Raw genomic sequence first — 25,052 nt, forward strand, 5'->3', positions numbered from 1 at the left:
CTACTCGGACTCCGTCCTCTCCCCCAGTTCGCCGGTCTCCAGCAGCCGGGCGAACTGGGTCTCGTCAAGCATGGGGATGCCCAGCGTCTCGGCCTTGGCGGCCTTGGAGCCGGCGTTGGCGCCGACCACCACGTACGTGGTCTTCTTGCTCACCGAACCCGCCGCCTTGCCACCATGCGCGATGATGGCCTCCTTCGCGGAGTCCCGGCTGAAGCCCTCCAACGAGCCGGTGACGACGACGGTCATGCCGTCGAGCGTCTGCGGCGTATCGTTCGTTTCGGCCACCATGCCCACGCCGGCGGCCTTCCATGCGTCGAGGATCCTTCCACGCCAGTCGTCTGGCCGGCGGGCGGCCGTGAACCACTGCACGATGGATTCGGCGATCTCCGGCCCGATGCCGTCGATTTCGGAAAGCTCCTCCGCGCTCGCCGCCTCGATGGCGTCCAACGAGCCGAACTGGTTGGCGATGAGGCGCGCGGTGGGCGGGCCGAGACGGCGGATGGACAACGCCACGAGCACGCGCCACAGGTCCGTGTGCTTGGCCTTCTCGATCTCCTCGAGCATCTTGCGCGTGTTCTCGCCGGGGCGCACATACACCGGCTGTTCGACCATGCCGCCGCCACGAACCTTGCGGGTCCTATGGTCCACGATCACCGCGTCGGCGGGCACGGCGTAGTCCGGATAGTCGGCACGGATCTCCTCGGCCGGGGTCCTGTCGTTGGCCTTCTTCGCGTCGGTGGGGGCTGTCCAGAACGCCGGCGTGCGATACCACAGACCGGAACCGCCGAGACGCTTGCGCTTCTTGGTCGGCTTGCCGGTCTTCGCGCTCACGCCCTCGCGCACCTCGATGATGGGAATCTCACGCCACACGTACACGTCGCGCAGCGCATCGACGGCGAGGTCGAACACGCCGGCCTCGCTGGTCAACACCGGTTGCTGGCGTTCGGGCAGATGCAATCCCGCCGGCGGCTCGTACGGCTTGGGTTCCTCCCCCGGTCCGACGAGGATCTCGTGACGACTCGGGTCGTAGGTGTCCACCGTGTCGGGTCGGTTCTCCTCGGGGTTGGTCAGAGCGATGGCGCTCTGGTCGCCGAGATGCTCGATGTCGAACGCCTTGCGCGAGGCGAGGTTGATGATGCGTTCGGTCAGCTGCGCCGGGCATGCCATGTTGAGGCAGCGGATGTCCTTGTCGCCCTCCTTGGCGGGGGCGAGCCTCGAGCCGCAGCTGGGGCAGTGCTCGGGCATCACGAACTCGCGCAGCTCGTGTTCCCGACCCTTGCGGCGTTCCAGCACGGGGCCGACGAGCTCGGGGATTACGTCGCCGGCCTTGCGCACGATCACGGTGTCGCCGATGAGCACGCCCTTGCGCTTGACCTCGAACGGGTTGTGCAACGTGGTGCGGGCCACGGTGGAGCCGGCCACGTACACGGGCTTCAATACGGCCACGGGGGTCACGCGGCCGGTGCGGCCCACCTGCACGGTGATGTCGAGCAGTTCGGTGTTGACCTCCTCGGGCGGGTATTTGTAGGCGATGGCCCAGCGCGGCGCACGCGAGGTTGCGCCGAGGCGCCGCTGCAGCGCCAGGTCGTCGACCTTCACGACGATGCCGTCGAGCGCGTGCTCGATGTCGTCGCGGTGCTCGCCGTAGTAGTCGATCATGTCGAGGATCTCGTCGAACGACGTGACCTCGCGGTTGTGCGGCGAGACGGGCACGCCCCATTTCGTATACAGTTCGTACGCCTCGGACTGGTTGTGCACCACGTCGTGGGTGCCGCGCGGATGGTCGGCGCCCCAGTCGAGCGTGCCGATGCCGTGCGCGTAGAACGTGAGCCGCCTCGTGGCGGTGATGCGCGGGTCCTTCTGGCGCAGCGAGCCGGCGGCGGCGTTGCGCGGGTTGGCGAACGGCGGCCGCCCCGCCTCCTCCTGGCGTTCGTTGAGCGCCTTGAAGTCGTCGAAGCGCATGAACACCTCGCCGCGCACCTCCACCATGTCGGGGATGTCGTCGGCGGGGCCGCCGAGGTTCTGCGGGATGTTGGCGATGGTGCGCGCGTTCATGGTGATGTCCTCGCCGGTCACGCCGTCGCCTCGCGTCAGGCCCTGTTCGAGCACGCCGTTGCGGTAGATGATGTTCAATGCGAGGCCGTCGATCTTGACCTCGCAGGTCATGGGCAGCGGCCTGCCCTCCGGCCAGTCGAGGTCGCGGATCACGGAATCGTACCAGTCGCGCAGTTCCTCGATGCTGAACACGTCGTCGAGGCTCATCATGCGCGAGGGATGCCGCACCGACGCGAAGTCGTTGGAGAACGTGCCGCCGACGCGATGGGTGGGCGACTGCGGCGAGTCGAGCGTGGGGAACGCGGCCTCGAGCCGCTGCAGGCAGCGCAGACGCGCGTCGTAGGCGGCGTCCGACGAGGTGGGCGCGTCGTCGATGTAGTAGGCGATCTGGTCGGACTCCACCCAAGCGGCCACCTTGGTCCACAGGCGTGCGGCGTCGTCGGAACGCATGGCGGCGACGTCGAGTCCGTCGAGCCGCAGGGCGTCGGCGTCGGTGGCGCCCAATGCGGCCACCCACTGCGCGGAGCCGGGCTCGTATGAGGCGAGCGTCGTGTCTTCGGTGACGTCGCCCGTGCCGTCGAAGTCCCAGGCGAGCTGGTCGGCGGAGTCGGTGGTCTTGTGTGCGCTCATGATCTCGATGTTTCCCTGTTTTCTCTCGGTTGTTCGGCAGACTCGGTTGTTCGGCGAACTCGGTCGCCAACCGGCTCGGTGTTCGGCGAACTCCGAACTCAGTTGTTCAGCGAACGGAGGAACTGAATCTGTATGGCGTCAAGCCCGTCGTGCTCGTCCATGCGGGCCGCGGCCATCGACAATGTACGCGCGGGCACGAACAGCGCGTTGTCCACGCACATGCGGGCCGCGTCGCGCACGATCGACAGCGTTTCCGGAGCCGGCCACACGGGCAGGTCGTGCTCGGCCAGCACCCGCTTGGCGTCGTCCACGTTCTGCGGCACGGGGATGCACTGCGAGCGCGCGCGGGCCATGAGCTCGTTGAATTCGCCTTCCAGCGCGGGCACGGCACCGGAGCTGATGTAGTCGCTCATCAGGTAGGCGGCGGCCGCCACGTCGAATTCGTCGCGCATCCATTCCGCATAGGCGAGGCGGTAGTAGGCGAATGCGGCGTCGTCCCGGTCGAGCGCCACGCGCAGCGCGTTGAGGCATGCGGCGCGTGCCGAATCCCAGTCCTGCGCCCGGGCGAGCTGGATGGAGAGCCGCAGGTGCGAGAGCGGGTAGGCCGGCGCGTACGACACCATGGCGTTGAGATGCGGCAGCGCCTTCTCCGGCCCCTCGAGCTGGGCGCGCACGTCGGCGAGTTCCATATGCGCGTAGAACAGGTTGTCGGGGATGAGCAGCGTGCGTTCGTCGGGCGTGGCGAACAGCCGGTTGTAGACCACGCGTTCGGCATACGAGTTGAAGTAGCGTGGCACGCCGCCGGAGCCGGCGAACAGCGAGTCCAGGTCGGCGACGGCGGACTCGGCCACCTCCACGGCCTTCTGCGGCTGCCCGCCGAACAGCAGGTCGCGGGCCTTCACGCGTTCGGCGTCCAGTCTGTCGGTGAGCGTGAACTTGGCGTCCGGGGTGTCCCTGCCGTCGATCAGCGCGCTGGTCACGTCGGAGGCGATGTCGAACAGTTCGGGGTCGGCGATGCGCTGGATCACCTCCATCGCACGCCTCGCCTTGTCGACCGAGGAGCCCGTATCGTCGGCGAGTCGATGGAATTCGTTGACGGCGTGCTGCAGCACGTCGGCCCTTTGGATGGAGAGGCCGAGCGCGTCCTTGGCCCCCAGCACGGTCGACAGCGGCCGGCTGAAGTGCTGGTCGCTCAGCTCGGGCTCCTCCTGGGAGCCGAGCGGCGAGTACTTGTTGTCGCGGATGTCGAATTCCGCGTTGATGGGCTGCAGCGCGCCGGCGCCGTCGATGTCCATCACGGCGTGGAAGTCGCGGTACACCTTGCGCGGCTCGCCCAGTCCGAGCGAGCGCACATGGTCGAGGAACATGTCACGGTCGAACGTCACGGTGACGAGGTTGCGCACGGTGGGGTTGCGCCGCAATGCGGCGATGGGGTCGTCCTGCGCCACGTCGCCGTCGGCGGCCATGGCGTCGCCGGCCGCCTCGCCGTCGTAATCGTCGCCGTAGTCGCCGGCGAAGCCGTCACCGTATCCGTCGGGGAAGCCGCCGCCGTTTTCGCCGTCCATATCGTCCGGCGACAGCGAGAACGCCATTTCGTCGAGGTCCATGCCCTGCATGAGGTCTTCGAAGGCCCGGTCGACGGACTCGCCGTCGGCGGCGTCCGTCGTTCCTTCGGGATTCGACGACGTCTCGGAGACGCCCGACGTTCCGGAGACGCCCGACGATTCCACGGCCGACGGATCGATGCCGGATGACGGGTCGGCGGCCGTCGGAGTCTCCCCCATGGACGACGGCTCCGTGTGGGACGGCGCATCCGTGGTGGCTATCGTCTCCGCGGCGGCCGGCATCTGGGCCGAGGGATTGCCGTGGAAGTCGCCGTCCTTGGGGTCGGCCTTCGTGCCGCCGCCCATGCTTCCGGTACGCATGCGTTCGAACGTGGTCAGGGCCTCGTTCATCATGGCCGAGATGGCGGAGTTCTGCTCGGCGACCGCCTCCTCGAGTCCGATGGAGTCGATGTGCAGCGACACGTGGCTCACATGCGAGTCCACGCCGAAGGCGAGCGCGGCGAGCATGAGGCCGACGCGCAGGTTGTAGTCCACGCCGAACGAGGCGCGTTCGGCGTCGGTGAGCCTGACCCATTCGCGGCGGTTCTCGTCGTAGCGGGTCGACGGCATCATCGAGGTGCCGGCGGTGGTGAATCCGATGGCGACGTTGCCTTCCGCGAGGTTGGAGCGGAACTCCACGTCGAAGCGGTATGGCAGGCGGAGCTTCCTCACCAGTGAAGCGAACGTCTGGCGGTACACCCATTCGGAGCCGTTGGCGTCGCGCGATCCCCGTCCCATGGCGGTTTCCCGCGCGGCCTCGCGGGCGGCGTCCACCATGGCCATGAGCGCGGACGTGCCGTCGCCGTGCACGGGGTCGAACGAGTCGCCGGGCTCCTCCTCCAACGGCAGTGCGGTGAGGGCGGGGTTGAGCAGGAGCGCGCGGTCGAGCTGGGCGGCCTGCGCGCGCGTCACGGTGTCTTCCGTGGGGTATACGCCGATGCGCGCGTTGCGTTCGAGCCACATGCTCACGGCGGCGAAGCGGTTGAGGTTGCCTTCGATGCGCAGCGACGCCAGCGCGGGCCTGAATTCGAGGCTGGAGTCCCAGCCGAAGAAGTAGGCCCCGGAGTAGGGCGACGAGTAGAGGTGCAGCGGTTCGGCGCCGTGCACGGCCTCGAGCCCTTCGATGGTGTCGAGCGCGCCGGCCTCGTTCATCAGGTCGGCGAAGTGGTCCTCGAGTCCGGAGGCGCGCATGCCGTGGGCCCGCGCCTGCAAGGTGTCCTTGATGCTGCGGCGGATGGCGCCTACGGGGGCCTCGCGGCGAAGGCGGCGGAAGATGTTGCCCGCGCCGAATCCGACGACGAAGCCGTCGAGCGTGGGCAGCAGGTATGCGGCGAAGAACGCGATGGCGATGGCGTCGCGGAATTCGAGGTCGGCGCGCAGCGACACCGGCAGGTCGGCGCGCATCTGTTCGAGCGTGTATCGGTTGTCGGCCTTGAGCCAGGAGGCGAGCCACGTCATCTCGCCGGTTTCGTCGCGTCCGACGATGCCGCCCTGCAGGGCGTGGAAGAGTTCGCCGTCGTCCTCGTCCGAGCCCATCGGCCCCTGGCCGTCGAGGCGGCTGCGCGGCACTTCGATCTCGCTTTCCTTGGCGAAGAGGAACACCGGTTCGGCACGCTGCACGTCGGGACGGATCTGCGTGCCGGCGAATACGCGGCCCTGACGGTCGACGAAGGCGATGGGCGCGCAATGGTTGCGGTCGGTGAACACGGCGAGCGAGTAGCCGTCGCCGCCGGTTTCGGGGAACTGCACCCAGCCGACGGAAAGATGCGGGGGAAGCCCCGGCAGTTTCGGCAGCACATGGCGTCGTACGAGCGGCTTCAACGTGACCTTGTGATCGAGGAACGCGTCGAACGCCGCGCGTCCCGCCGGCGTTCGGACCGACGTCCGCTTCGACGCCGGCGTTCGTTTCGCCGCCGCATCGGGGCCGGCGGCACGGGCCGCGGCCGCCGTCCTGTCGGCGTCGGCGCGGCCATCGCCGCCATGGCCGGCGGCACGATCGGATTCGATATGGCCGAATCCGGCGGCATCCTTGATCCTCCCTGTCGTACGGTCGACGAAGGAACGCAGCAGACGCGCATAACGGGAGCGTTTGCGGTCATGACGATGGGAGGAGGATGACATAGACATACCGCCCATTGTCACAATCAATCACGACATGCCCCACCGTTTTCATGCCACAAGAGAACATGCGGCGGAACGCCCGGAGGGACGCCCGCCGGGTCGTCCGCGCAGCCGTCGTTCCCCGTGGGCCGGGCAGGGCGCGGGCCCCGTCCGCACCGGTGCCCTTACAATAAGGTAACGTGAATGCCCGAATCGCTTCCGTGCGGCCTTGGCTGCGCTCCTTGTTCTCCAACCACCGATATGGTTGCGTGGCGGCGGCCGTCATCCTGATTCTTGAAGTCGTCTGCTTCAATCTGCCGTTCTGGACCGCCATCAGCGCCCCCGCCCCGGTGACGTCGCCGCATATGACGCTGGGCGAGGGACTGGCCCGCAGCGGCGCCGGCGTGCTGCGCGTCGACGACCCGACCAAGGCGTACATCGAGGTCGGCGGACTGGCCGATTCCGCAGGGGCCGCCGGCGAGACCGTGCGATACATCCGTTTCGACCCGGGCTCCGCCACGAACAGGGACGCCGCGCTGCATGACGACCGTCATCCGTTCGACTGGGCGCTGCATGTGCGCGTCGACGCGCGCACGACCGACGGCGTATGGCATACCGGCACCGATGATTCGTTCCACCGCCATGTGAGGCCCAGCACCTATCTGCGCAACCGCGCAAGCGACGGGCCTGTCGAGGCCGTGCGCGTGTGGGTCCAGGAGACGCAGGGCGCGCAGTTCGCGTTCGACACCCTGGAGGTCAACGCGCATCCGCCGCTGCGCATCAGCCCGGTTCGTATTCTGGCCATGAGCGCCGTGGCCATCGTGTTCGCGATGCTCCGGCCCCGGTCGAGGCTCTACCGCATCGCGTTGAATACGCATAGCCGCAGGCAGCGCATCGCCTTCGCGGCGATCATCGTGCCGTTCGCCGCGATGTTCGCCTTCACGGTGTGTAACGCGATATGGTCCGCCTCCTCCGAGACGTTCCACCAGCCGTATTCATATGTGTATGACTTCAACCAGTATGCGCAGGTCGCCGATTCGCTGCTGCACGGCCGGCCGTGGCTCGACCTTCCCGTGCCGCAGGCGCTGCTCGACGCCGCCAACCCGTATGATGTGGCCACGCGCGACCGGCTGCTCTCCCAGGGCGTGGGCGACATCTACTGGGATCATGTGTTCTTCAATGGCCATTGGTACACGTATTTCGGCGTGGTGCCGTCGGTGCTGCTGTTCCTGCCATATCGGGCCGTCACGTCGTTGTGGATCGAGGGCGGCGCATGGCTGCCGACGTCGGTGGCCACAGCCGTATTCCTGTTCGGGTTCCTCATCTTCAGCCTGCTGCTGGTGATCCGCATCATCGACCGGTTCTTCCCCACCATCAGCGTCGGCGTGGTCATCCTGCTGCTGGTCGTGTTCGCCTGCGGGTCGAACGCGTGGTTCCTGTGGCTGCGCCCCACGTTCTACGAGCTGGCGCCGTCCTCGGCCCTGATGTTCACCGCCCTGGGATTGTGGCTTTGGCTGAGCGCCCGCCGCGTCCGCATGCCCGGCGGCGACGACGACGGCGACAGCAATGGCGATAACAACGACAGGCCGCGTTGGCGCACCTGGACCATCAACGACCCGGCCCTGACCGCCGACCGCGAGGCCGATGGGATCCGCATCGACCTTCGGCGTGTGGCGTTCGGGTCGCTGTGCATCGCGCTGACGCTGGGCTGCCGCGCCACGTTCATCTTCTCGGCGCTGCTGTTCCTGCCGATCTTCGCCGACGAGATCCGCGCCGGCCGCATGCTGCGCTTCCTCGGCGCGCTGCTCCCCCGCCGCATGCGCCTGCTGCCGTGGCCCCGCCGTGGCCTGTGGGCCACATGGCGGGCCGACCTTGCGGCGATGCTGCCGGCTGCGGCCGTGTTCGCCGCGTTGTTCGCCTACAATCTCTGGCGTTTCGGCTCGCCGTTGGATTTCGGCAACGACTACCAGCTCACCGTCACCGACCTGACGCGCTACCGCGAGCCGCTTTCCGTGCTGCCGCAGATATTGGGCTATTACCTGTTCCAGCCGCCGCGGCTCATCGACTCGTTCCCGTGGCTGGACGTGCCCTTCACGCATGTGGAGCCGTGGCAGTACACGGAACGCATGATATGCGGCTTCCTGTGGTTCATGCCCGCCTGCCTGCTGATCGCCGCCCTGCCCGCGATGCGTCGGACGCTGATGCGCCACCGCATCTGGGGCCTGGCCTGCTCGCTGCTGGCGCTGGGCGTGCTGGAGCTGGTGTTCGTCGCCTACAAGGGAGGCCTCGACTGGCGGTATGTGAGCGATTTCGGCTGGCTGTTCTCGCTGGTCGCGGCGATGACGATTCCGGCGATATTCGAATGGTCGGCGAACCGCCGGTTCCTGTTCTCCACCAGTCAGGCGCGGCTCGCGCGCATCGCGGTGTGCGTGGTGGTGGCGCTGGTGTTCGCCACGATGCTCATGACCATCGCCGGCACGTTCGTGCCGAGCAAGGTCAGCCCCCTGATACGAACGAACCCCACGGCGTATTACGCCGTGAGGTCCTGGTTCGTGTGGTAGCGGACGCCGCTTCCCCGGCGGCTTCCGCTACTTGCCCATCTGGGTGCTGGCGAAGTAGGCGGCGCCCACGATGCCGGCGGCGTTGAGCAGCGTGGCCGGCACCATCGGGGTTTCGACCTCGATGTAGGGGAAGAACTTCTCGTGCTTCTTGCTCACGCCGCCGCCGACGACGAAGATGTCGGGGCTGAAGTAGTGCTCGAGCAGACGGTAGTACTTGGTGAGGCGGGCGCCCCACTTCTTCCACGAGAGCTCCTTGCGCGAACGCGCGGAGTCGGCGGCATACTTCTCGGCGTCCTTGCCGTCGAGGATGAGGTGGCCGAGCTCGGTGTTCGGCACGAGCACGCCGTTCATGATGAGCGCGGTGCCGATGCCGGTGCCGAGCGTGGTGGCGATGACGAGGCCCTTGTTGCCCTTGGCGGCGCCGTACTGGGCTTCGGCGAGGCCGGCGGCGTCGGCGTCGTTGACCACATGCACCTCGCGGCCGGTCTTCTCGCTGAGCAGCCTGTTGATGTCGACGCCCACCCAGGACTGGTCGAGGTTGGCCATGAAGTTCAGCGGGCGGCCGGGCTTGACGGGAGCGGGGAACGCCACGCCGATGGGAGTGCCGTCCTCGACCTCGTAGTGGTCGAGGATCTCCTTGACAATCGCCGCCACGGCGTCCGGTGTGGAGACCTCGGGCGTGGGGATGCGCAGGCGTTCCGCCGCGAACTTGCCCTCCTTGAGGTCGACGGGCGCGCCCTTGATGCCGGAACCGCCGATGTCGATGCCGAAGGCCTGTGCGGTTTCAATCATGGTTTTCCTCCTCGGTCTGAATGTCGACGCCGACGGGTTCGCGGGCGTCCGGCTGCTGCCATAGCAGCCGTTCCGTTATCATTCCGTTCCAACACTACCGCGTTTTTTCGCCGTCGCCGGCAGCTTCCGGCTGTTTTTCGCTCTGGTGAGCGTGCACACGGCGAAGATTCTCATGCATGAGCACCATGAGCACGAGGATCACGCCGAGGTAGACGGGGAACAGGCCGATGGAGACGTGGTTGGCGATGAGACCGAACAGCGGCGGCGCGGAGAGGCTGCCGAGATAGGCGGTGGCCATCTGCACGCCGATGATGGCCTGCGACTTGTCGGCGCCGAAATACGCGGGCGTGGAATGAATCATGCACGGGTAGGTGGGCGCGCATCCGAGGCCGATGAGGACGAGGCCGACGAGCGGCGTCATGGTGCCGCCGAACGGCAGGGCAATGACGACGACGCCGACGGCGATGATCGCCTGGCCGATGCGGATCATGGTCGGATCGTCGAACCGCATGGTCATGAAGCCGCTGATGGCGCGACCGGCGGTGATGCCCAGATAGAACAGGCTCGCCCATGCGGCGGCCTGGTCGGCGCCGACGCCGCGGTCAAGCACCATGTAGCTCGCCGCCCAGAGCCCTGCGGTCAGTTCGAGGCCGCAGTAGCAGAAGAACATGATGAGGATGGATTTCGCGCCGGGAATGGAGAGCACGCCGAACAGGCCGAGCGGCCTGCGTCCGGCATCGGCGGCGCCGGCCTCGCCGGTCCCGTCATCGGCGCCGACATCGGCGCCATCACCACCGCCGGCCGAGACCCCCGAACGCGCCTTCCACAGCGGCAGGCTGAGCACGATCAGCGCGGTGAGCACGATCTGCAGGATGGAGATCCACCGGTAGCCGTTGTTCCACCCGAAGTCTCGGGTGAGGGCGAATCCCATGATGTACGGGCCGGCGGTGGCGCCGAGGCCCCACATGCAGTGCAGCCAGCTCATGTGACGGCTCGCGTAGTGCAGGGCCACGTAGTTGTTGAGCGCGGCGTCCACGCCGCCGGCGCCGAGACCGTAGGGTATGGCCCACAGGCACAGCATCCAGAACTGCGAGGAGAACGAGAATCCGCCGAGCGAGACGGCCGTCATGGCCACGCTGATGGCGGTGATCCTGCCGGCGCCGAGCTTCAGGGTGAGCCGGTCGCTCATCAGCGACGACACGATGGTGCCGGCGCTGATGATCATGGACACGACGCCGGCGTATGAGACCGGCACGGCGAACTGGTGGTACATGACCGGCCATGCCGAGCCGAGCACGGCGTCGGGCAGGCCGAGACTGATGAAGGCCACGTAGATGACGGCGAGCAGCAGATTGCCCATGGGCGTTTCTCCTCAGGTCGCGATAATGAATATGTACGTATGTACACATCATGGTGCCACAAGGATTAGACCGTTCTATTCCGCGTTCTCGCCGGTCCCGTCATCCCACGTCGCCCCCTCCATGTCATGAACGATCCTGGTGAGTCTCTCGACCTCCTTCTCCAATCGCGCGATGCGACGCCCGTTGATGATGATCATCATCTCGGAGAGCACGCTGTCGGATTCGCTGCGCGGCATGTCGTCCAGAAACTTCAGGAAGTCGGTGACGTCCGCGCCGCCGGCCCCCTCGGAGCCGTCCGCGTCATCGCCCCACACGGGCTTTCCCCCTCTGGCCAGGATGGCATCGGCGGTGTCGCGCCACCGCCGGGTGCACCGCTCGATGCGCTTGTGTCCGATGACCTCGGGACCGAGGCCGACGGAACGGAATATCACGGTCGGCGACTCGCCGCGTCTGTCACGCAGCAGGAACTCCCTGCGGAACGCGTCGGTGTATTGGATGCGCGTGGCGTTGACCTTGCGGACCACGGGAAGCTGCTGCAGCATCGCAATCTGCATCGGCGTGAATTCTTGTGTCATGGTTATGCCTCCTTTGCAGGGCAGTTCCGCCGGCCCCGCCACCAGCGCGCGCCGCCGATGGCCAGCAGCGTGGCCGCGGCCGCGATGCCGCCGAACCGGAACCAGGTGTCGGGCGAGGTGGGCGAGAACGACACGACGGGCTCCTTCCTCTGGCTGGGATGGTAGGCGGTGCGCTCGCCGGTGACGAGCAGACGGTGCGTGTTGATGCCGTAGGGCGTGCAGGTGACGAGCGTGACGAGGTCGCGCCCCTTGATGGCGCGAATCGAAGAGAGTTCGTCGGGCTTCACCACCCGGATGTCCACGACCTTATAGGCGTGGGTCTCGTCGAGCACGCCGATGAGGAAGACGTCGCCCTTCTTCAGCTCGTCGAGCCGGGTGAACAGTTCCGCGTCGGGCAGCCCGCGATGCCCGGTGAGCACGCTGCGGTTGCCTTTGCCGCCGATGGGCAGTGCGGTCTGCCGCATGTGGCCGATGCCTTTGGCGAGGGTCTCGTCGTCGGTGCCGTGGTAGATGGGCAGGTTGAGTTTGAGTTTGGGGATGCTGATGGTGCCCATCACGCCGTCGCCGTTGATGTTGAGCACGTCGGTGTAGTTCTGCGGCAACGCGTAGCCGCTGCCGGGCACGAACGGATCGTGCAGCGGCTCGCCGGAAAGATTGTCGTTGTATTCGCGCGCCAGCTTGAGCTGCTTCGCTTTTTCGGCGGCCGACATGGTGGAGGCCGTGCCACTGTAGTCGGCGATGACCTGGTCATGCTGCCGCGTGGAGAGCAGGTCGGCGAGGATCGGGTAGGAGAACACGCCGATGCCGGCGAGGATGAGCAGCATCGCCGCCACGGTGATGAGGCGGTCGGACGCCCTGCTTCGGGACGTCTTGTGTTTCGCCATGTCCTCCGACTCCTTGGTTGTTCGAATATGTGGTTGCCCGGGCATGTGGTTGCCCAGGTATTGGGTTGCCCGAGTATGTGATTTGGATAGCGTAAATCCCCGCAGAATGCGTATCGCCATTCCGCGGGGATCGTCATGGGGCGCCGCCGATGCAATGGACGGCCGGCCGAAGCCTGAGATGCCGGACGACGGCCGGCCGGTCATCGCATCGAGGCGGATGCGTCAGGCGCGGCGCCTGCGCAGCACGGTCACGCCGCCCGCGATGAGCAGCACGCCGGCCACGGTCATCAGCACCATGCCGACGCTACCGGTCTGCGGCAGCATGCCCTTGGTGTTCTTGACCTCGGTGGAGACGAAGCCGATCTCGTCGGTCGGGGCCGACACCGCGCCGGTGTATTCGCCGGAGGCGTCGTCCTTCACCGGGGTGATGGTGACGTCCTGCTTGCCTTCGAGCTTGACGTAGCCGGCCGGGGCCTTGGTCTCCTCGAGCTGGTACTTGCCGTCGTCAAGGCCGGTGACCTTCAGGTAGCCGTCCTTGACCGGCAGGCTGGTCACGGTGCCGGTCTCGCCGGCCTTGGCCAGACGGTATTCGCCGTCTGCGGTCTTGACGAACTGCAGCGGGGTGGAGGCGCCGTCCTTGTAGACGGCGAACTCGGCGCCTTCGGGGAGGTTGTCGGTCTTCTCCACGCCGTTCTCGATGAACACCTTGTGGACCTTGATGCCGAAGGTGTAGACCTTGACCTCGTCCGGCACCGTGCGGTGCGAGTCCTGCTCGTACGGGTTGTTGGTGTACTGGAGCTTCACGCTGTTCTTGATGGGCGAGGCGACGACGGCGTGCTCGTTCACCGTGGCGGTGTATTCCACGTGGATCTTGCTGTACTGGCGGATCTTCTCGTAGTCGAACTTCAGCACCCAGGTGGCGGCCTTGCCGTCGAGGTCCTTGGCATCGGTGGTGGTCAGCGTGTAGTACTCGTTGCTTGCGCCTTCGCCGAGCGGGGTTTCCTTGCCGTTGGAGTCGACGCCGTAGACCTTGAACTTGTGGCTGCCGGAGTTCGTGTAGTTCGGGGTGAGGGCCTTGTCCATCGTATCGGCGATGACGTAGTTCTTCTCGATGGCGTCCTTCGGGAAGACGGGCACATCGGAGCGCACGTTGTAGGTCACGACGCTGCCGATGCCGACGGTGTCGGAGCCGGTGTTCTTCTCGCCCTCGCCGGTCTTGTGGCCGGAGGTGTCTTCGTTGACGGACTTGTCGATGGTGGCCTTGTCGCGCTTGGAGTCGATCTCGGCGTTGGCGATGGTCCAGGGGCCGGTTCCCTCCTGGCTGAAACCGATGGTCACGACGACCGGACGGTATGAATAGTCGGCGACGGTTCCGACGCCTTCGGTGTTGCCGCTCGTGTTCGTGATCTTCACCAGGTAGCCGCCGACTTCCAGGCCGTCGAGCGTGACCGTGGTCGCGTCCGCGGTGCCGCCGACCGTGACCGCCTTCGACGAGGTCAGCCTGACCTCGCCCCTGCCGACTGCGGCGGACAGCTTGTCGTAGAACTTCGCGATCTTGGAGGAGTACGAGCCGTCCGCCTTCGGCGCGCCGCTGGTGTCGCTCGGCAGTGCCGCGTACTGGTCGGTGACGGCGTTGTTGTCGCCGATGTAGTCGACGCCGTTTTCGGTGTCATAGTCCTTGACCCACTGGACGACGGCGGCATTCCACTCGTACTGCGGCGTGGTGGGCACGTAGGACGGATTGTCGGCGGTGCCCAGGTTCTTGTAGTTGACGTCGATGACCTTGTATGCGGTGACGGTTGCGCCGCCCTGCACGTTCTTGACGGTGATGGAGCCCTGGTTCGTCTCGGCGCCGTTCGGCGTCGCGTCCGCGGCCATGGCCGGGGCGGCGAGGCCGAGGGAGCCGAGCGTCGCGACGGCTGCCGCGACGGCGACGGCCCTCAGGCCGCCTTTCTTGAGATGGAACATGATTCTTCCTTTCTTTTCTCGGAAATGCTGATTTCGGATTAATGGATGGCCAAGCCCATGACGCTTCGCGGCGCCGTGGGCGCGACCATCCGAAAACTGGTTGCCGCCGGCTTGACTGTCGCCGACTACCGGTCAGGCGGTTACGGCGCGCGCCTTCCTGCGACGCGAGTCGATGAGCACCACCGTTGCGCCGGCGAGCAGCAGTCCGCCGCCGAGCGAGGCGAACAGCACGAGGCCGCGTCCACCGGTGGAGGGCACGTTCAACGGCTTGTAGTTGTAGAGCTCGAGTCCGCCGCCTGTCGGGGTTCCGAAGCCGGCGGGCTCGTTGCCTTCCTTGTCGGCGATGGCTTCCGGCATGGAGACCACGCCGTTCTTGACGGTGACCTTCCACTGGCCGCTCGGAAGGGTGAACCCGTTCGGGGCCTTGGTTTCCACGAGTCGGTATTCGCCGTCGTCGAGGCTGGAGAACCTCACCCTGCCGTCCGCGTCGCTGGTCTGCGCGCCGAATTCGGACCATGCCTTGTCGGCGCCGATGTTGGACCTGCCCTGCCAGTCGACCAGCTCGCGGACGTCGCACGGCTTGTCGGCGGCGTTGCAGCGGTACAGCGTGAACCCGGCACCCTGCAGGTGCTGCGCGTGGTCGCTGCCGTTGGCCTTGGTGAATTCGAACGACGGCTTGAGCACGTTCGTGAACTCGACGCCCGAATTGGTGATGTGCAGGTCGATGGCGTCCTTGCCACTTGTCGCGGACCCCTTCGACGTGCCGTCGACGAACACCTCCGTCTTCAGTCCGGCATTGCCGTTGTTGTCGGCAGGCGAGACGTTCGACACGTCGATGCGCACGGGAATCTTGGCATCGCTGTACGTGATGTTCTTGTCGTCGCCCTTCTGTTCCGTGGCGGTGAAGTTGAACGAGGCGACGCCCGAGGCGTTCTTCGTGGCCTTCTCATAGATGTCGGAGGTAATCTGCGGAAGCGTCCACGTGGCCTTGCCGTCCGCGCCCACCTTGGCGGTAAGCGTGCTCTTGGAAAGCAGCTGCGCGTTGTCGTTCTGCTTCGGCGTCAGGTCGAACGCGAACCTGCCGGCCGTGATCTGCTGGTCCTTGCCGTTCGACGTGAAGTGCTTCCGCGCCTGCAGGGTGACGTTCACCGGCTGCGGCTTCGCGGACTTCTTGTTGGTGATGGTCGTCTGCACGGTAACCGGAATGGCCTTGTGGTACACCTTCACGCCGGTGTCCACAGCGATGAGCGCGTTCGACGCATCCAGCTTGTTATTGGCAATCAGATCGTTCACCTTGGTCTGCGCGGCGGCGAGGTCGGCGACGTTCTCCGAGGAGGACGCCTTGTCCATGTCGGTGGTGGTCACCTTCACCGTGTCGGAGGAGGAGCCCAGCAGCGTCGTGGATTTGGGGGCGGTCGCATTGGTGAAGGTGACGCTCTTGCCCTCGCCACCATTGCTGTCATCGTTCTTCACAAACACGCCACTACCGGCGATGTCCTTCCCCTGCTGGTCCTTCAGCAAAGCGGATGTTTCCTCGGTGCCGGCGGTGACACGCACGTTGTTGAGGGAAGTAGATGCCCAAGTAGTAGCTCCCGCGAATTGATCGGCAACGGCGGTAACCGTCTCCCCATCCTTGGCCACCGTGGCGCTCTCGCCCACGCCACCGGACACCTTCGCGGCATTGGTTCCTTCGCCGGAGACCAGCACCTCGATGGGTCGAGGATTTGATTCGGTCTGATACCCCTCCGGAGCCTTAACCTCCTTGAGGTAGTACGTTCCTGGCAGCAGATTATCGAGAACGATGATGCCGTCCTTGCCGTCCTTGGTTTCGGATGTATACGTGCCGGTGTCCGTCATCTTCAAGGACGATTTGCCGTCCTTGGTCTCGAACTGCGGTTTACCGGCAGCGGTCAGCTTGGCCTGCTGGGCACGGTGCTTGAAATCCTTGTCCGTATAGAGTTCGAACTCGGCACCATTCAGTCCCTTCGATGAATCGTTTTCATCGACCTTCTGCACGCGAGCACCGGAAATCACCACCTGTGAGCCGACCAGCGTCACACGGTTCAAGTAATCAGCACTCGTACGATAGTAGTAGTCGGGAGAATTCCTCTGCCTTGCAGCATTCGCGAAGTACCAATACATCTCGTTGAAAATGAGCTGCGACCAATAAGCCCTGCTCTGTTTAACATCGTTAGGAATCGATACGGAAAGACGATTTCCCGAAGCCGTATACCCGCCGCTGGTCGACGTATCCGCACAAATCTTATATTGGAAGGGATCACAACCAAAATCATCGTTTTGCATCATGCTCACATCAGTTGGATGTATTACACCGTTTTTCGCTGCGATAGATGCGGCATCGGCTGCGGGCGTTAAATCCACCGAGGAACCACCACGCCCAGTTAATGCCGTGTCAATGACTACTGGAGTGGTCTTGGCACCGCCCGGTTTACGCAGAATCGGTATCAACAGACTGATGTAATTCGTGCTCTGGAAATTATGCAAGTTAACGCCGATAGTTCTAGAAAGGTTCCATGTATACGGGTTCTTGGGAAACTCAGTAATAGCAATTTTCTTTACAATGACCGCCGGCCCCATTGGGTCGCTTTCTTTGGGATGAATTTCATCCTTGGCCGGTTCATAGGCATCTTCTATAAAGTCCAATCCTCTATGAGAGCCAACGTCCTCTACATACAGACTGGACACATACCGTAGCTGGCCGATGCCGGTCAGTACCGCGTTATCCTCCAAACGCTTGGTAAGCGTAATCGACGTATTTCGGGAACCGAAATCACCATTGGAATCATACGCACCATAAGTCCTAATCACTGCTTCCGCATCGCGCAGCGTCTGATTGTATTTGTCGTTGTAGTAATAATCCTTGCGCGAGAAGTCCTGCCCCGACTTGCAGATCGCGTCGTATACAGCATCGGCGAACACCTTGGAGCCGGTGAAGTTCTTGTCGATGTAGTCGCGCACCTCGGCCCACGTCACCGACGTGCCGTCCCTTTTGACCGGCAGCGTGGTGGTGGAACATGCCGGGTCGTCGTCCGCCGCGTATGCGGCGTTCATCGGCAGCGCCATCGTCGCCAGCGTCACCACCGCCAGCAGCGCGCCCAGCATCGCGCGCCATATGTATGTCACTCCTCTTGCCGTCTGGTGCTTTCCGGTTCCGCCCATGGCTTTGCTCCTTCTCCTTTAATGGCACCCACCCCAGGGCGGCTCTTCACCGCCCATAGGGGGCCATTACGAGGCATGCCGACAGCGGATACCACAAGCTACGTCCCATCAGTGTCAAGTAGAAAAGACCTGTATGTCCCAACACCGGCACACCTTCTGTTGACCCTCGTCAACATATACCCCCCCCCGTTGACTTACGGGGACAGCCAGCCACTCCACCCCACGCAAAAAGCCGGAATCAAGCCCTCGTTCCAGCCGATTCACGACGCCAGGCAATATACCCGTCTTATGAGTCGTATCTTGCCGCCCGGCACACATCACAACTACAATCGTGAGAAAATCTTTATTGCGAAGGATTTATGAAAGGAGGAACCGATGAAATCATTGGATGTGGCGAATTATTTCATTGCCAATTACGGCGATAAAGAGGAATTGACGAATCTGAAGTTGAATAAGCTGGTGTATTTCGCACAGGCCCTTCATCTGAAGCGATTCGGTTCTCCCCTTTTCGACGATGAGATTCAGGCTTGGGACTACGGCCCCGTCGAGCCTCTTGTATATAGGACGTTCCGAACATTCGGCAGCGCCCGAATCTTCCGGGCAAGCGGCGATTTTCAGACATCCGAGCAGCTGGCCTCAGTAGCGAAGGATGTAATGGGTTCTTTCGGCAGACTGACCGCGTTCGACCTCGTCCGGCGCACCCATCGCAAGGGCAGCGCTTGGGATTCGGCCTACGTCGCCCACGAAAACAATGCCATCACGAATCAGATGATCCTGGATTCCAAGGACTGGCAAACGGACGGAATCCTGTCCAACACCCTGGCCGAAGGCATCGAGCGAGTCAATCGTTCCTGGCCGAACGCCCTCCGCATGCTCGAGAACTCATGATGGAAGGCGAACACATCGATTGGAGGAGCGTCGCTCCTCCAATCGTCTTTGAATCACAGGCCGTGATGGAAGCCTTTGCCGAAATGGTGTATGACATCCACACCAAGACCGTGCAACATGCCGGATTCGACCTGTCCCCTACCGATGAAGACCGGTATAAGCAAGAGAAACTTGAGCAAATCGAATCCGTACTTTATCCCATATTCAGCATTATCTACGGACAGCCGCCGTCCGAACGCTATGCCGATATCTTCGAGCAGATAGGCCGACTGGCGGAACATCTGGCGGGCGACCACATCTTTCCCGATGGGAACAAAAGAACCACGATGCAGATTTCACTTGGTCTTCTAAACCTTGCCGACATTCGTCTCGTAGGCATCCCGGATACGGACGACACGTAGTCCAATGGAATGTATCGATGGATTCAGGACGTGGTAACCAAAAATCGCAGGCAAAGCGAACTGGCGGATTTTCTCCGCAGCCATGCTCAAATAGCCTGAATACCCACACGAAATCAGCGCCTTATGGGGTTGCACATCGTCATTGATGCGATTCCCCATAAGGCGCTGTCAGTTCGCCAACAGGCCGTTATTCCCTACAGCCCTCCCCTGCCGTTTTTCCAGGGGCTGTGGAGCTTGCGGTCGATGCCGCGCACACGCCACAGGCGGTTCTTGGTATCGACGTCGCTGAGCAGATATCCGGCCACGAACGGCTTGCGGAACTGCTCGAACTCGAGGCCGGTGTCCATCTCATGGTAGGCGCGCATGCAGGCCACGGTGGCGAACTCCTCGGCGAGCAGCTCGTCGCGGCGGTCGGCGCTCAGCGAGTCGTCGCATTCGATGAGCCACTGGCGTATGGAGAACATGCCGCGGATGCGCCGTTCGTCGATGAGCTTCATCATCGATTCGATGATGCGCAGCCTGTTCGCCCAGATCATGTCGCGCAATACGTCGGCGTCGAATCCCACGTACGTGTTGCCGGAGGCGTCGGCGGCGTCCTCGAGCTCGATGGCGGCCTGCTCCTCGAGCCATTGGAAGCCCACGGTGCGGTAGGCGGCGAGCGCCAGTGCGGCGCGCCAGGCCATGGCGTCGGGATGGTTCTGCGCCACCTTGGTGGCGGTCATGCGATGCGGCGCCTCGAGCGTGGAGTCGGTGAACTCCTCCACGGTGCGCTTGCCCGGCCGGTAGATGGTGTGCGCGCTGCGGCGCAGCCTCACCACGCTCGCCTCGGCGGCCAGTTGGCAGATCTCGGCGAATTTGGCGGGGTCGAGGCTGGCGCCGCCGACGAGGAACCCGTCGACGCCGTAGCGGCGGATAATCTCCGCCGCGTTGCCGGGGTTGACGGATCCTCCGTAGAGGATGCGCACCTTGGCGGCCACGTCGGCGCCGAATGTGGCGTTGATGAAGTCGCGGATGTCGGCGAGCGCGGATTCGATGACGGACGGGTCGGGCGTCTTGCCGGTGCCGATGCTCCATACGGGCTCGTAGGCCACGATGACGCGGCTCATGTCCTCGCCGGAGAGCAGGCGCACGGCGGAGACGAGCTGGTTGAGCGCGTAGTCGATGCCGATGCCGTCCTCGCGTCCGAGCTTGGTCTCTCCGATGCAGACGATGGGCGTCATGCCGCGGTCGAGCACGACGCGCATCTTCCGGTCGATCTTGTCGTCGTCCTCGGGGTGGTAGCGGCGCTGTTCGGAGTGGCCGAGCAGCACGTAGCGGCAGCCGAGGGCGGCGAGCATCTGGGCGCTGATGTCGCCGGTGTAGGCGCCGGCGTCGAGCTCGCTCACGTTCTGCGCGCCGAAGAAGAGCTCGGGGTCGAGCGTGGTGTCGCGGGCCATGTCGCGGATGGCCAGCAGGCTGGTGAATGAGGGCAGCACGCCGATCTCGACGTGGTTGACCACCACGTCGGCGTCTTCCATGCGATGCTGCCATGCGGTGTTCGAGCTTGCGTATTCGAGCAGCCACTGCCTCGCCTGCACGTGGTCGAGGTTCATCTTCCAGTTGCCGATGACCATCGGACGGCGCTTGACGGTGTCGTTGTACTTCATTGACGTTTCCTTACTTCCGTGTCGCGCTGCGGATTACGCGGGGCGGCTACGCGCCCCAGTGTTCGATGACCGGCTGGCCCTTGTGGTCGCCCAGCACGATGTATCGCGCCGTGCCGAGTTCGAACTTGCGGCCTTCGACGGGCGGCAGGTCCACCCAGGCCATGGCCACGAGCCGCAGGATGTGGGAGTGGGCCACGAGGAGCACGTCCTTGCCTTCTTCGGAGTAGGCGCGCACCTTCTCGACCACGCGGCGGGCGCGGGCGAACGCCTCGTCGAGGGTTTCGCCTTCGGTCAGGTGCACCTGCACCTGCTGGCCGTCGGGCAGGGTCTCCACGCGTTCGGCGCCGAGGGCTTCGGGAACGGCCTGCGGGCCGTCGAGCCAGAGGTTCCATGCGCGGCCGAGGGCCTCGCCGATCTGGCCGCGGGTGCGGCCTTCCGCGCGGCCGTAGTCCCATTCCATGAGGTCGTCGCACGGCTTGGCGTCGAATCCGGCGAGCTTCGCGGTTTCGCTGGCTCGGATGAGCGGCGAGCACCAGACGGCCGCGAAGGCTTCGGGATGGGCCTCGCGCACGCGCTCCCCCGCCGCCACGGCCTGCTGCTTGCCGACCTCGGTCAGCGGCACATCGGTCCTGCCGGTGTGCTGGCCGGACATGGCCCAGTAGGTCTGGCCATGACGGAGAAGATAGACGTTGCCTGGTTTCATTCGTATTACGCTTTCCGTACCACTGTGTACTGTGTGTTGCTTCGTTGCGGTGAATTGTGATTGTTTGGCGATTTTGCGTCCGGGCGTGTCGTCGCGCGGTCGCCGCCCGACCGGATGGAATCCGATGCGGGAAAATCCGGAGGTCCGCCCGCCGATGCCGCACGCCCGGTTTTCGGGCGTGTCGTCGGCGTCGGCTCGGGCGGAATCATATCGGCGTGTCGGATGGGCTGCGCTACGCGAGCACCGGTTCGAGCACCGACTTGTAGTCGACGGCCTTGGCGTGGCCGGCGCTGCCGAGCAGTTCGGCCACCTGCACGACCTTGGCGGTCATGGCCTTGCGGCCGGCGGCGTTCCACTTGCGCGGGTCGAAGAACTTCTTGCCCACGCGGTGTGAGCGCTGCTTGCCGTCGGCGGCGACGAAGAACGCGTCGATGCCGTTGGTGAACTCGTACTGGGTGTCGGTGTCGACGTTCATCTTCACGACGCCGTCCCTGACGGCCGCCTTCACGTCCTCGTCGGAGGAGCCGGAGCCGCCGTGGAACACGTACATGTTGCGCACGCCGGTCTTCTCGGCGATCTCGCTGAGCAGTTCGGGCTTGAGGTCGGGGATGACGGCGGTGCCGTGCGCGTTGCCGAAGGCGACGGCGAGCAGGTAGTCGTCCTCGTCGAGTCCGGCGTCGGTGAACGTCTTCTGGATCACGGCCACGTCCTCGGGCGTGGAGTAGACGGCCTGGTCGGCGACGCCGTCCTCCATGCCGCCCCACTTGCCGCCGGCCTCGACCTCGAGCACGCCGTCGACGGCCTGCACGAGCGGCAGCAGCTCCTTGATGGTGGCGGCGTTGTCGTGGATCTCGTCATGGGAGCCGTCGAACATGAACGAGTCGAAGATCTTCTCCTCGCCGGCGTCCTTGAGCCTCTTGAGCTCGACGAGCAGCGGCTTGAGCCAGGTGTCCACGTAGTCGGCGTGGCAATGGTCGGTGTGCAGCATGATGGGCACGTGATGGCTCTTGCGCAGGTCGCGCATCATGCGGCCGATGATGATGGAGCCCTCGACGGGGTCGCCCACCGGGCTGGCCTGCTTGGCGCCGCCGATGCTCACCTGCACGAAGCCGGCGCTGTTCGCCTGCTCGAGGCCCTCCATGGCGGCGATGGCGGTGTCGAGATTGCTGATGTTGATGGCGGGGTAGGCGAATCCCCCGTCGTGCGCCTCGTCAAGCAGCTGCTTCACTTCGGCGGAGGTCATTGCAAAGGTGCTTTTGGTTTCGCTCATATCCTCGCTCATATCCGTCCCCTTTGGAACATCCGGTGTGCGGCGGGGCGTCCGTTTGCCTCGCCACAACCAATGGTCGCACTTCCGATGTTCGATTTGCAAGCACCGGCGCGTGCAATCTGTGGCAACGCGGAAAGGTCACATAATCAGCACGCAAGAGCGCACAAAAGCGTTCACTGCGGTCGGTTTGAACGGTGCAAAACAACAGAAGAGACAACAAAAGCGCACGACACGCGAACAAGAACGAATTTTCATGTTCGGTGTCGTGCGCCCTGGCAAGAAAACGCACATCAAAACGCAACATTCGTCAGTTGCGCTCCGACGGAGCCGGCCGTCAGGCGCGGCGTTCGCGGGCGACGGCCGGCTTGGCGGCCTTACCCGCCTTGAGGTCGCGCACCTCGACGTCCGGCACCTTCTCGGCGCGGGTCAGGCCGCTGAGCGACGTGATGCGCAGCGCGGCCACGAATCCGACAACGGCCAACGCCACAGCGAACGCGAAGCCGAAGCGGGAGCCGGTGACGAACGCCTGCGCATGGCCGGCGCCCGCACGCACGGCGGAGGACTGGCCGACGCCGAGCAGCACGGTGGCCACGGCGGTGGCGATGGCGCCCCACACCTGCTGCATCGTGTTGAGGATGGTGCTGCCGTCGGTCGCCAGCTGCGGCGGCAGGGCGGCGAGCGCGGTGGACTGGGCGGGGCTCATGGCGAGCGGCACGCCGATCATGAGCACCACGTGCGCGGCGATGATGTAGGGCACGGAGCTGGTGGTACCAGCGGCCATGAGCAGCCCCAGGCCGACGACGGAGACGACGAGGCCGGAGCGCACGAGGATCTTCGGGCCGATGACGTCGTACAGGCGGCCCGAAAGCAGCGACACCACGGCGTTGATGACGCCGCCGGGCAGCATGACGAGGCCGGCCATGGCGGCGGGGATGCCCATGCCGTCCTGGATCTCCTGCGGCATGAGGTACATGGCGCACAGGGTGATGCCGAAGTTCATCATGACCACGATGGCGCCGGTGGTGAACTGCGGGATGGCAAAGGCTCGCAGGTTGATGACCGGCACGTCCATCTTCAGCTGGCGGCGGCCATAGAGCGCCACGGCGACGACGCCGACCACGAGGATGGCCACGACCGCCGGGGAGAGGCCGAATTCGCTGATGAGGCTCACGCCGAGCACGAGGCCGCCGAAGCCGACGACGGACGTCACGCAGCTGAACGCATCGATGCGCGGGCGGGTGAGCTCATACGGGTTGACCATGAACGCGATGGCGCACAGCAGGGCCACGGCCGCCACGATGGCGAAGAAGTGGAAGATCCAGCGCCAGCTGAGCACGCCGATGAAGAAGCCGGACAGGGTCGGGCCTACGGCCGGCGCGAACATGATGATGAGCGTGGTCAGGCCCATGGCGGCGCCGATCTTGTTCTTGGGGAACACCTCGAGCAGCACGGAGAACATCATCGGCAGCACCAGGCCGGTGGAGATGCCCTGGATCATGCGGCCGGCGAGCAGCAGCGCGAACGTGGGCGCGAAGCCCGACATCAGCGAGCCGACGAGGAACGCGCCCAACGCCACGATGAGCAGGGTCTTGGCGCGGAACCACTTGAGCAGAAGTCCGACGAACGGCAGCACCACGCCGATGACGAGCATGTAGCCGACGACCAGCCACTGCGCGGTGCCGGCGCTCACGCCGAACGCCTCCATGAGGCTGGGCAGCGCGATGTTCATCGACGTTTCGCTGAGCATGCCCAGGAACGCGCCCAGGTACAGTCCGAGCATCACCAGCGCGGGGTGCCTCACGTCCACGCGGGCCTTCATGCGGTTCATATCATCATGCCGGGTTTCGGCCATAATCCGTTTCTTCCTTCTGATCGCACCGCCTTCCGGGCATGGCTTCGCCCGCGTACGGGAACCTTTTGCGCCTGGGACATGGGAGTCCAAGGCATGCGCCCTCACGCGGCAGTCATGTTCGGGATTGTGCGGTTATCGTCCGCAGGCCTTGCCGACCGCGGCTTTCACTGCGTCGATGGTGGCGATCATGGAATCGATGTCCTCCTCGCTCACGGTTGCCATGAGCTCGGTCTCGACGCGCTGGCGCACGCCGACGACGTATCGGCGTATGTATTCCCCGCCGGTCGGCGTGGCGCGGATGAGCACCACGCGACGGTCGGACGGGTCGGCCGTCTTGTCGAGCAGACCGAGGTCGGTCATCTCGCGCACGGCGCGCGTGACGTTGGGCATGCGCATGTCGAGCGCGTCGCCGATGTCGGAGACGCGGGCACATCCGTCGTCGCCGCGGGTGCGGCTGAGCGCGTCGAGCACGCGCAGATGCACCGGCCGGACGCCTTTGGGCAGTTCGGGGACCAGCGTCCGTACGGAGCCGGCCTCTTCCATGGCGTGCAGAATCCTGTCGAGCAGGTTGATATCCATGCC

17 protein-coding genes are annotated in these 25,052 nt (G+C 64.9%); 4 read left to right on the forward strand and 13 right to left on the reverse strand.

All coding sequences use genetic code 11. From position 1 onward, the window contains the following. Positions 1–2,685, reverse strand: coding sequence for an NAD-dependent DNA ligase LigA (ligA, locus tag CS006_RS09220; protein WP_100511520.1), 2,685 nt, complete (start codon positions 2,683–2,685; stop codon positions 1–3). Between the two features lie 98 nt (positions 2,686–2,783). Beyond that, positions 2,784–6,416, reverse strand: a complete 3,633-nt coding sequence (locus tag CS006_RS09225) for a tetratricopeptide repeat protein (RefSeq protein ID WP_133119558.1) — start codon at positions 6,414–6,416, stop codon at positions 2,784–2,786. 242 nt (positions 6,417–6,658) lie between these two features. Between CS006_RS09225 and CS006_RS09230 the strand changes: the two genes are divergently transcribed. Continuing rightward, a complete protein-coding gene (locus CS006_RS09230; protein WP_100511522.1) occupies positions 6,659–8,950 on the forward strand; it encodes a hypothetical protein in 2,292 nt (763 codons plus the stop codon). Positions 8,951–8,977: 27 nt separating this feature from the next. Here the strand turns inward: CS006_RS09230 and ppgK are convergent, their stop codons facing one another. The 6 genes from ppgK to CS006_RS09260 form a co-directional block, all read right to left on the reverse strand. Continuing rightward, positions 8,978–9,742: a polyphosphate--glucose phosphotransferase gene (gene ppgK, locus CS006_RS09235; RefSeq protein ID WP_100511523.1), complete on the reverse strand. Its 765-nt coding sequence runs from the start codon at positions 9,740–9,742 to the stop codon at positions 8,978–8,980. A 94-nt stretch (positions 9,743–9,836) separates the two neighbouring features. Beyond that, entirely contained in the window at positions 9,837–11,102 is a 1,266-nt protein-coding gene (locus CS006_RS09240; protein ID WP_100511524.1) for an MFS transporter, read from the reverse strand. A 75-nt stretch (positions 11,103–11,177) separates the two neighbouring features. Next, complete coding sequence (locus CS006_RS09245; RefSeq protein WP_100511525.1) at positions 11,178–11,678, reverse strand: hypothetical protein; 501 nt, start codon at positions 11,676–11,678, stop codon at positions 11,178–11,180. Between the two features lie 2 nt (positions 11,679–11,680). Beyond that, positions 11,681–12,562, reverse strand: a complete 882-nt coding sequence (locus tag CS006_RS09250) for a class C sortase (protein ID WP_163199078.1) — start codon at positions 12,560–12,562, stop codon at positions 11,681–11,683. Between the two features lie 222 nt (positions 12,563–12,784). Beyond that, positions 12,785–14,530, reverse strand: a complete 1,746-nt coding sequence (locus tag CS006_RS09255) for a SpaH/EbpB family LPXTG-anchored major pilin (protein WP_100511527.1) — start codon at positions 14,528–14,530, stop codon at positions 12,785–12,787. Positions 14,531–14,662: 132 nt separating this feature from the next. Then, positions 14,663–16,588, reverse strand: coding sequence for a SpaA isopeptide-forming pilin-related protein (locus tag CS006_RS09260; protein ID WP_243386997.1), 1,926 nt, complete (start codon positions 16,586–16,588; stop codon positions 14,663–14,665). 952 nt (positions 16,589–17,540) lie between these two features. On the opposite strand from CS006_RS09260, the gene CS006_RS09265 reads away from it, so the two are divergent. The 3 genes from CS006_RS09265 (at position 17,541) to CS006_RS09275 (ending at position 18,999) form a co-directional block, all read left to right on the forward strand. After that, positions 17,541–17,732 (forward strand): hypothetical protein, encoded by a 192-nt coding sequence (locus CS006_RS09265; protein WP_133119559.1) that lies wholly within the window; start codon positions 17,541–17,543, stop codon positions 17,730–17,732. 353 nt (positions 17,733–18,085) lie between these two features. Then, a complete protein-coding gene (locus CS006_RS09270) occupies positions 18,086–18,598 on the forward strand; it encodes a Panacea domain-containing protein (protein WP_100511530.1) in 513 nt (170 codons plus the stop codon). Then, positions 18,595–18,999, forward strand: a complete 405-nt coding sequence (locus CS006_RS09275) for a Fic family protein (RefSeq protein WP_100511531.1) — start codon at positions 18,595–18,597, stop codon at positions 18,997–18,999. Before CS006_RS09270 ends, CS006_RS09275 begins: the two co-directional genes overlap by 4 nt. Before the next feature lie 194 nt (positions 19,000–19,193). Here the strand turns inward: CS006_RS09275 and tpiA are convergent, their stop codons facing one another. The 5 genes from tpiA to CS006_RS09300 all read right to left on the reverse strand — a co-directional run bounded on the left by tpiA (position 19,194) and on the right by CS006_RS09300 (position 25,049). Beyond that, complete coding sequence (gene tpiA / locus CS006_RS09280) at positions 19,194–20,645, reverse strand: triose-phosphate isomerase (RefSeq protein WP_100511532.1); 1,452 nt, start codon at positions 20,643–20,645, stop codon at positions 19,194–19,196. A gap of 46 nt (positions 20,646–20,691) precedes the next feature. After that, positions 20,692–21,348, reverse strand: a complete 657-nt coding sequence (locus CS006_RS09285) for a histidine phosphatase family protein (RefSeq protein ID WP_100511533.1) — start codon at positions 21,346–21,348, stop codon at positions 20,692–20,694. Positions 21,349–21,580: 232 nt separating this feature from the next. Continuing rightward, entirely contained in the window at positions 21,581–22,630 is a 1,050-nt protein-coding gene (locus CS006_RS09290) for a class II fructose-bisphosphate aldolase (protein WP_100511534.1), read from the reverse strand. Positions 22,631–22,952: 322 nt separating this feature from the next. Then, positions 22,953–24,470 carry an MDR family MFS transporter gene (locus CS006_RS09295; protein ID WP_100511535.1) on the reverse strand — a complete coding sequence of 506 codons (1,518 nt, stop codon included), beginning with the start codon at positions 24,468–24,470 and terminating at the stop codon, positions 22,953–22,955. A gap of 132 nt (positions 24,471–24,602) precedes the next feature. Beyond that, positions 24,603–25,049: a MarR family winged helix-turn-helix transcriptional regulator gene (locus CS006_RS09300; RefSeq protein WP_165777327.1), complete on the reverse strand. Its 447-nt coding sequence runs from the start codon at positions 25,047–25,049 to the stop codon at positions 24,603–24,605. Positions 25,050–25,052 lie beyond the last annotated feature (3 nt).

Source organism: Bifidobacterium primatium, assembly GCF_002802875.1.
Taxonomy (GTDB): Bacteria; Actinomycetota; Actinomycetes; order Actinomycetales; family Bifidobacteriaceae; genus Galliscardovia; species Galliscardovia primatium.

Bases quoted from the DNA above. Each gene is read 5' to 3' on its own strand.
- ligA (WP_100511520.1), bottom strand. From the start codon at position 2,685: ATGAGCGCACACAAGACCACCGACTCCGCCGACCAGCTCGCCTGGGAC.
- CS006_RS09225 (WP_133119558.1), bottom strand. From the start codon at position 6,416: ATGTCTATGTCATCCTCCTCCCATCGTCATGACCGCAAACGCTCCCGT.
- ppgK (WP_100511523.1), bottom strand. From the start codon at position 9,742: ATGATTGAAACCGCACAGGCCTTCGGCATCGACATCGGCGGTTCCGGC.
- CS006_RS09240 (WP_100511524.1), bottom strand. From the start codon at position 11,102: ATGGGCAATCTGCTGCTCGCCGTCATCTACGTGGCCTTCATCAGTCTC.
- CS006_RS09245 (WP_100511525.1), bottom strand. From the start codon at position 11,678: ATGACACAAGAATTCACGCCGATGCAGATTGCGATGCTGCAGCAGCTT.
- CS006_RS09250 (WP_163199078.1), bottom strand. From the start codon at position 12,562: ATGGCGAAACACAAGACGTCCCGAAGCAGGGCGTCCGACCGCCTCATC.
- CS006_RS09255 (WP_100511527.1), bottom strand. From the start codon at position 14,530: ATGTTCCATCTCAAGAAAGGCGGCCTGAGGGCCGTCGCCGTCGCGGCA.
- CS006_RS09270 (WP_100511530.1), top strand. From the start codon at position 18,086: ATGAAATCATTGGATGTGGCGAATTATTTCATTGCCAATTACGGCGAT.
- CS006_RS09275 (WP_100511531.1), top strand. From the start codon at position 18,595: ATGATGGAAGGCGAACACATCGATTGGAGGAGCGTCGCTCCTCCAATC.
- tpiA (WP_100511532.1), bottom strand. From the start codon at position 20,645: ATGAAGTACAACGACACCGTCAAGCGCCGTCCGATGGTCATCGGCAAC.
- CS006_RS09285 (WP_100511533.1), bottom strand. From the start codon at position 21,348: ATGAAACCAGGCAACGTCTATCTTCTCCGTCATGGCCAGACCTACTGG.
- CS006_RS09290 (WP_100511534.1), bottom strand. From the start codon at position 22,630: ATGAGCGAGGATATGAGCGAAACCAAAAGCACCTTTGCAATGACCTCC.
- CS006_RS09295 (WP_100511535.1), bottom strand. From the start codon at position 24,470: ATGGCCGAAACCCGGCATGATGATATGAACCGCATGAAGGCCCGCGTG.
- CS006_RS09300 (WP_165777327.1), bottom strand. From the start codon at position 25,049: ATGGATATCAACCTGCTCGACAGGATTCTGCACGCCATGGAAGAGGCC.